General features: G+C 65.6%; 7 protein-coding genes. All 7 read right to left on the bottom strand.

All coding sequences use genetic code 11. The annotated features are described in order from the left end of the window. Nucleotides 1-515 precede the first annotated feature (515 nt). The 7 genes from rpsI to EG885_RS07950 all read right to left on the bottom strand — a co-directional run bounded on the left by rpsI (nucleotide 516) and on the right by EG885_RS07950 (nucleotide 7,547). Nucleotides 516-1,007 (bottom strand): 30S ribosomal protein S9, encoded by a 492-nt coding sequence (gene rpsI, locus EG885_RS07980; RefSeq protein ID WP_131573956.1) that lies wholly within the window; start codon nucleotides 1,005-1,007, stop codon nucleotides 516-518. 2 nt (nucleotides 1,008-1,009) lie between these two features. After that, nucleotides 1,010-1,474 (bottom strand): 50S ribosomal protein L13, encoded by a 465-nt coding sequence (gene rplM / locus EG885_RS07975; protein WP_042248180.1) that lies wholly within the window; start codon nucleotides 1,472-1,474, stop codon nucleotides 1,010-1,012. 151 nt (nucleotides 1,475-1,625) lie between these two features. Continuing rightward, complete coding sequence (locus EG885_RS07970; protein ID WP_131573947.1) at nucleotides 1,626-2,048, bottom strand: PaaI family thioesterase; 423 nt, start codon at nucleotides 2,046-2,048, stop codon at nucleotides 1,626-1,628. Between the two features lie 24 nt (nucleotides 2,049-2,072). Next, a complete protein-coding gene (gene murD, locus EG885_RS07965; protein WP_131573946.1) occupies nucleotides 2,073-3,476 on the bottom strand; it encodes a UDP-N-acetylmuramoyl-L-alanine--D-glutamate ligase in 1,404 nt (467 codons plus the stop codon). 75 nt (nucleotides 3,477-3,551) lie between these two features. Beyond that, nucleotides 3,552-4,634 carry a phospho-N-acetylmuramoyl-pentapeptide-transferase gene (gene mraY, locus EG885_RS07960; protein WP_131573945.1) on the bottom strand — a complete coding sequence of 361 codons (1,083 nt, stop codon included), beginning with the start codon at nucleotides 4,632-4,634 and terminating at the stop codon, nucleotides 3,552-3,554. Between the two features lie 4 nt (nucleotides 4,635-4,638). Then, nucleotides 4,639-6,036: a UDP-N-acetylmuramoyl-tripeptide--D-alanyl-D-alanine ligase gene (locus EG885_RS07955; protein ID WP_131573944.1), complete on the bottom strand. Its 1,398-nt coding sequence runs from the start codon at nucleotides 6,034-6,036 to the stop codon at nucleotides 4,639-4,641. After that, the gene (locus EG885_RS07950; protein ID WP_423227213.1) at nucleotides 6,033-7,547 is read right to left on the bottom strand and encodes a UDP-N-acetylmuramoyl-L-alanyl-D-glutamate--2,6-diaminopimelate ligase; all 1,515 of its coding nucleotides are present in this window, start codon (nucleotides 7,545-7,547) and stop codon (nucleotides 6,033-6,035) included. Before EG885_RS07950 ends, EG885_RS07955 begins: the two co-directional genes overlap by 4 nt. Between the last annotated feature and the right edge of the window lie 6 nt (nucleotides 7,548-7,553).

Genomic DNA, 7,553 nt, shown 5'->3' with positions numbered 1-7,553 from the left:
CGACAAACAGTGAAGCTGACACCTGGATCATCGCTTTCGCTACCAGGCCGATATGCAAGTCTCTCGATCGTATGACGACCGAACCGCCCGCATATCTCTTCAGATATCCATCAATGTCAAAAAGCAGCAGGACAAAAAATCACCGATCAAGCGCTACAATCGTGGCGCCCCATCAGGTCATCCAGTCCCAGAATGTCTCCGGATCGTCCAAGGTCGCAACCCCGTCTTCCCCGCCCCGTCCGCGTTCCCGCCTTCGGTGAAGCGGTGTTTAGGACTAAGAGATGAGGGACGCAACAGGAAAAATGCGCCTCTCCGACATAAATCTGACATCATGCTGATGTTACGCTGTTTTTTCAAACAGATCTGCGACCTTCCAAGGCAGAGTTTTGAGGCTTTTCTGCGTTCGACACCGACTCGGACGTCTGAATCGCGACTCACCCTGCCCGAAACAGCCCTCCGAAACGCAAAAGGCGCGACCCAATGGGCCGCGCCTTCGCACATTAATCGCCGTAAGATCAGCGCTTCGAGAACTGGAAGCTGCGGCGGGCCTTGGCTTTGCCATATTTCTTACGCTCGACCACGCGGCTGTCGCGGGTCAGGAAGCCTGCGGCCTTCAGGGCCGCGCGCAGGGCGGGCTGGTGCAGCTGCAGAGCCTGGCTGACGCCGTGCTTGACCGCACCGGCCTGACCGGACAAGCCACCGCCCTTGACGGTCGCCTGCACGTCGTACTGACCGACGACGCCGGCAACCTCGAACGGCTGCTTCAGGATCATCTGCAGAACGGGGCGCGCGAAATAGGCGTCCACGTCCTTGCCGTTGACCGTGACCTTGCCCGAACCCGGCTTGATCCAGACGCGGGCGACCGCGTCCTTACGCTTGCCGGTGGCATAGCTGCGGCCCAGATTGTCGATTTGCGGCTCGCGGTGGATGGCGGCTTCGACGACGGCGGCGGGGGTGCCCGTCACGGCCGATTTCAGATCGTCCAGAGTTTTGATGTCTTCGACCATGATCATGCGCTCCGGGTGTTTTTCTTGTTCAGAACTTTGACGTCCAGAACTTCGGGCTGCTGTGCCTCGTGCGGATGCTCGGCGCTGGCATAGACGCGCAGGTTGGTCATCTGCTGCTTGCCCAGCTTGTTGCGGCTGATCATGCGTTCGACCGCCTTGACCACCACACGCTCGGGGTGGGCGCTTTCCAGGATCTGACGCGCGGTGCGGTGCTTGATGCCGCCCGGATGGCCGGTGTGCCAGTAGTACTTCTTGTCTTCACGCTTGTTGCCGGTCATCTGCACCTTGTCGGCGTTGATGATGATGACATTGTCGCCCATATCCATGTGCGGCGTGAAGGTGGGTTTGTGCTTGCCGCGCAGGCGGCTGGCGACGATCGTGGCGAGGCGGCCCAGAACGACGCCCTCGGCGTCGATCAGGATCCACTTCTTCTCGATCTCCGCCGGTTTCGCGGTATAGGTTTTCATCGGTCGTCCCTTCAGGGTCGTAATCACAAGAGATGGCGGTGTATCGAAGATCGCCCGCCCTGCGTCAAGTGCGGCAGGAGCGAAATTATCAATCCTGTTCAATGGGTTGCAACTTAGGTATTTGAATACCGCATCAGAAGGCCCTAAAACGTCACGCTTTTGGCGGAATCGCATAGGTCATCGAGGCGCGCGCGACCGGATCGGGCTGGCCTTCGGATGTAATCAGCGCATCGGCCACCGCCAGCAGGCGCCCCAGCTTCAGCAACCGGCAATGCGCCAGCAGATCGCGCCCGGCGGCAGGCTTGCGCATGAAATCGACCGAGGCGCTGGTCGTCACCGCCAAGGCCACCGGCCCGATCCGCGACAGGATCGCGCAATAGATCGCCAGATCGGCCAGCGCAAAGATCGACGGCCCGCTGACCGTGCCCCCGGGGCGCAGGTGCTGAGGGCCCACGATCAGCCGGGCGACCAATTCATTCGCATCGACGCGTTCGATGGCAAAGCTGTCCGCCACCTGCGGAAATTCCAGTGCGAGGAAATCCGTCAACGCCGACCTGTCCATCACGATGCCCATGCGTCCCCCCCTGCCCCGTCGTGACTATGGTGCCGCCAGAGCCTGAACCAGCCGGACGAAATCCTCGCCCCGCTTTTCGAAATTCGGATATTGATCGAAACTGGCGGCGGCGGGCGCCAGCAGGATCGTATCGCCGGGTTCGGCCTCGGCGGCGGCATGAGCCACGGCCTGCTCCATCGTCTCGGCGATCTCATGGGGGGTCTGACCCAGTTCCAGCGCGAAATCGCGGGCGGAATGGCCGATCAGATAGGCTTTGACCACCTGCCCCAGATGCGGCGTCAGCGCGGCGATGCCGCCATCCTTGCCCAAACCCCCGGCGATCCAGCGGATGCGGGGGAAGGCCTGCAACGCCTTGGCGGCGGCATCGACATTGGTGGCCTTGGAATCGTTGACATAGCGGACGCCGCCGATCTCGGCCACGGTCTGGCTGCGATGGGGAAGACCGGCGAAACTGTGCAGCGCGGCCTCGATCTCGCGCGGGGCAAGGCCCACGGCGCGGCAGGCGGCATAGGCGGCGCAGGCGTTCTGGTGGTTATGGGCGCCGGGCAGCCCCTGCATGGCACGCAGATCGATCGAGGCCGCCTGACGGCCCTTGCGGTATTCCGACAGGAACCCCTTGCGGGCAAAGACCGACCATGCGGCCCCGTCCAGCTTTTGCCCCGACGAGATGCGGATCACCCGGTCATCCGCCGGACCCATCGCCAGCTGACCTGCCAGAAACTGCCCCTCTGGCTCGTCCACGCCGATCACCGCCCGGTCGGGGCCACCTTCCGCGAACAGCCGCCGCTTGGCCGCGAAATAGCCGCCAAGCCCGCCATGGCGATCCAGATGATCGGGCGACAGATTGGTGAAGACCGCCACGTCGGGGGTCAGCGAGCGGGCCAGATCGGTCTGATAGCTGGACAGTTCCAGCACCGCGACCTCTCCGTCGATGGCGGGTTCCAGCGCCAGGACGCCGGTGCCGATATTGCCGCCCATCTGGGTGGGGCGTCCGCATTCCTCCAGCACATGATGGATCAGCGCGGTGGTCGTGGATTTGCCGTTCGAGCCGGTGACGGCGATCACCCGCGGCATCCGGTCGAACTGGTCCCAGTCCCCGGTGGCATAGCTGCGAAAGAACAGGCCGATATCATTGTCGACCGGGATGCCCATCGCATAGGCCCGCGCGATCACCGGATGCGGGCGCGGATAAAGATGCGGGATGCCGGGGCTGACGATCAGTGCGGTGACGCCCTGCCAGTTGGCATCGCGCGTCAGATCGACGATGCGGATGCCCTGCGCCTCGGCGGCCTCGCGGGTGTCGTTGCCGTCATCCCATGCGATGACCTGCGCCCCCCCGGCGCTCAGGGCGGCGGCGGTCGCGGTGCCGGACCGGCCAAGGCCGAGAACGGCGACGGTCAGGTTTTCAACGCCCTGGACGGGGATCATGGGTGGCCTCCTGAAAGCGAAGGCCGGGGGCTGTCTGCCCCCGGACCCCCGAGGATATTTCTGCCAAGATGAATGTCAGCGCAGTTTCAGCGTGGCAAGGCCGATCAGGGCCAGAATCAGCGCAATGATCCAGAAACGGATGACGATCTGCGCCTCGCCCCAGCCCTTCTTTTCGAAATGGTGGTGGATGGGGGCCATCAGGAAGACGCGCTTGCCGGTGCGCTTGAAATACAGGACCTGGATGATGACCGACAGGGCCTCGACCACGAAGAGGCCGCCGACGATGGCCAGGACAATCTCGTGTTTCGTGACGACCGCGATGGCGCCAAGCGCGCCGCCAAGCGCGAGGCTGCCGGTATCGCCCATGAAGACCGCCGCGGGGGGGGCATTGTACCACAGAAACCCAAGGCCACCGCCGATCAGCGCGGCGACGAAGATCAGGATCTCGCCCGTGCCGGGGACGTGGTGGACGCCCAGATATTCGGTAAAGTCGACCCGGCCCACCGTATAGGCGATGATGCCAAGCGTTCCCGCCGCGATCATCACCGGCATGATCGCCAGCCCGTCCAGCCCGTCGGTCAGGTTGACCGCATTGGCCGATCCCACGATGACGATCATCGCAAAGGGGATGAACATGAAGCCGAGGTTGACCAGCACGTCCTTGAACACCGGCAGGGCCAGCTGATTGGTCAGCGCGTCGGGATGCAGCAGCGATGCTGCCAGTCCCGCAAGCGCCGCGATCAGCAGGCCCAGGCCCATGCGGATGCGGGAACTGACGCCCTTGGTGTTCTGCTTGGTCACCTTGGCATAATCGTCGGCAAAGCCGATGCCCGCAAAGCCCGCCGTGACCAGCAGCACGATCCAGACATAGCCATTGTCCAGCCGCGCCCAGAGCAGCGTCGAAAAGAGCAGCGCCGACAGGATCAGCAAGCCCCCCATCGTCGGCGTGCCCGCCTTGGCCAGATGGCTTTGCGGGCCATCGTCGCGGATCGGCTGGCCCTTTTTCTGGACCCGGCGCAGATAGTTGATCAGCGGCCGTCCGAAGATGAAGCCGAAAAACAGCGCGGTGAAGAACGCTGCCCCCGCCCGGAAGGTGATATAGCGGAAGAGGTTGAACACATCCCCGCCCTCGGAGAGGTTGCTGAGCCAGTAGAGCATGGCGTTATCCTTTGTCTTGGGCAGTCGCGTTCCGGGCCGCACGGGCGCGCAGCGCATCGACCACCGTCGAGATCCGCGAGGATTTCGACCCTTTCACCAGCAGGGTATCGCCGGCGGTGACCAGTTCATGGGTGCGGGCGGCCAGTTCACCCGCCGTTTCGGTCCACAGACCGCGTTTGGCTTCGGGCAGGGCCGCATGCAGGTGGCGCATCAGCGGGCCCGCGCAATGGACCAGATCGACCGCCGCCATGGCCGGGTCATCGGCCACCGCGCGATGCAGGGCGATTTCATCCGCGCCCAGTTCCAGCATATCGCCCAGAATCACCACGCGACGCCCGCCCTCCAGCGCGGCCAGCATGGCCAGTCCCGCCGAAAGCGAGGCCGGGTTGGCGTTGAAGGCATCGTCGATCAGCCGCAGCCCGTCCAGATCCTCGACCGCGCCGCGTCCTTTCGGGGGCTGCCAGTTGGACAGATGGGCGGCGGTCTGCGCCAGATCGGCACCCGCCGCCGTCAGGGCGGCCAGAACGCCCACGGCGTTCATCGCGAAATGGCGGCCCGTCGTGGCCAGTGTGAAATCGACCGTCTCGCCGGTGATGCGGGCGCGGCACGTCAGAATCCCACCCTCACTTTGGACCCGGACGGGGCGCGCGGCACCGTGATCGCCAAAGCCGATGACCACCGCGCCCGCCGTATCTGCGCAATCGCGCAGGATCTGGGTCACGGGCAGGTCTTCGGGAATGATCGCCTGTCCGACCGGTTCCAGACCCTGAAACACGGATCCCTTTTCGCGGGCGATCCCCTCGATCGCGCCAAAGGCCTGCAGATGGGCGGCGGCGATGGTGGTGATCATCGCCACATGCGGGCGGGCCATGCGCGACAGGGGGGCGATTTCGCCCGGATTGCTCATCCCGATCTCGATGATGGCGAAATCGGTATCGATCGGCATGCGCGCCAGGGTCAGCGGCACGCCCCAATGGTTGTTGTAGCTGGCCTCGGCGGCATGGACCCTTCCCTGCCCCGTCAGCGCCGCCCGTGCCATGTCCTTGGTCGAGGTCTTGCCGACCGAGCCGGTGATCGCGATCACCTTGCCGCCCATGCGGGCGCGACCCGCGCGGCCCAGATCTTCGAGCCCGCGCAGGACATCCGCGACGATCAGCAGTGGCGCGTCAGACGCCACGCCTTCGGGAATGCGGCTGACAAGCGCGGCGGCGGCGCCTTTTGCCAGCGCCTGTGCCACGAAATCATGGCCGTCGCGGGCATCCTGCAGGGCCACGAACAGATCGCCGGGCCTGATCGTGCGCGTGTCGATCGAGACGCCCGAGGCCGTCCACGACCCCTGCGCCCGACCGCCCGTCGCCGCTGCCGCATCGGCGGCGGTCCACAAGACCGGATCCGCGCTCATATCCGGCCATCCAATGCCGCCACCGCGACCGAGGCCTGTTCGCCGTCGTCGAAGGGATAGACATCCTGACCGACGATCTGGCCGGTCTCGTGTCCCTTGCCGCAGATCAGCAGCGCGTCGCCCGGCTGCAGGGCATCGACGCCGCGCAGGATCGCCTCGGCGCGGTCGGGAACCTCGCTGGCCTCGGGGCCCGCGCCCTCGATCACGGCTGCGCGGATCAGGGCGGGATCCTCGGTCCGGGGGTTGTCGTCGGTGATGATGACCACATCGGCATTCTCGCGCGCGGCCTGCCCCATCAACGGACGCTTGCCCCGGTCGCGGTCGCCGCCCGCGCCGATCACGCAGACGATCCGGCCCATCACATGCGGGCGCAGCGATTGCAGCGCTGCGGTGACCGCGCCGGGCTTGTGGGCGTAATCGACAAAGACGGTGGCGCCGTTTTCGCGTTGCGCGGTCAGCTGCATGCGGCCCCGCACGGTGGTCACATGCGGCAGGACACGCAGGATATCGCCCGCGGCATCGCCCGAGGCCAGACACAGCCCCATCGCGGCCAGCACGTTTTCCGCCTGAAACCCGCCGATCAGCGGCAGGCGGACCAGATGCGCCTGACCCATGATCGAAAAGCGCAGATCCTGGCCGGTCGCGTCATAGCGCTGACCCAGAATGCGCAGCATGGCGTCTTCGCCCCGGCCGACGGTGGTCAGGGCCAGCCCGCGATCCTTGGCGATATCGGCCATCTGGCGACCGCGCGCGCTGTCGATGTTGATGATGGCGCTGGCGCCGTCGTCCAGCACGCGGTTGAACAGCAGCGCCTTGGCGGCAAAGTATTCGTCAAAGCCCGCGTGGTAATCCAGATGATCCTGACTGAAATTCGTGAACGCCCCGGCCTGCATGCGCACCCCGTCCAGACGGCGCTGATCCAGCCCGTGGCTGGAGGCCTCGAGCGCGGCATGGGTCACGCCTGCGGCGACAGCCTCGGCCAGCACGCGGTGCAGGGTCAGGGGATCGGGGGTGGTGTGGGCCAGTTTGGCGTGGTGATCGCCCTCGACCCCCATCGTGCCCAGACTGATCGCCTTGTGCCCAAGCGCCTGCCAGATCTGGCGGGCAAAGCTGGCCACGCTGGTCTTGCCACTGGTGCCGGTGACTGCCACGACATGATCGGGCTGATCGCGAAACCACAGCGAGGCCGCCCCGGCCAGCGCCGCGCGCGGATCTTCGGCCACGACCAGCGCGCCGTCCCACCCGGCCAGCGCGTCGGCGGCGATCGCGGCGCCCTTGCGGTCGGTCAGGATGGCGGCGGCCTGCATGCGCAGCGCATATTGGATGAACTCGCCCCCATGGACGGCCGATCCCGGCAGCGCCGCGAACAGATGGCCCGGCCGGACCGTGCGGCTGTCGATGGACAATCCGGTAATGACCGGATCGCGCCCGCCCCCATCCGATCCGCCCGCATCCTTCACGTCGCGTGCGCGCAGCCCAAGCTGCGTCAGCGTCACCTCGTCCCTCGTCACGTCGTC

This window comes from Paracoccus nototheniae (genome assembly GCF_004335005.1).
Classification (GTDB): Bacteria; Pseudomonadota; Alphaproteobacteria; order Rhodobacterales; family Rhodobacteraceae; genus Paracoccus; species Paracoccus nototheniae.
This window is presented reverse-complemented; position numbering and strand designations above follow the sequence as displayed.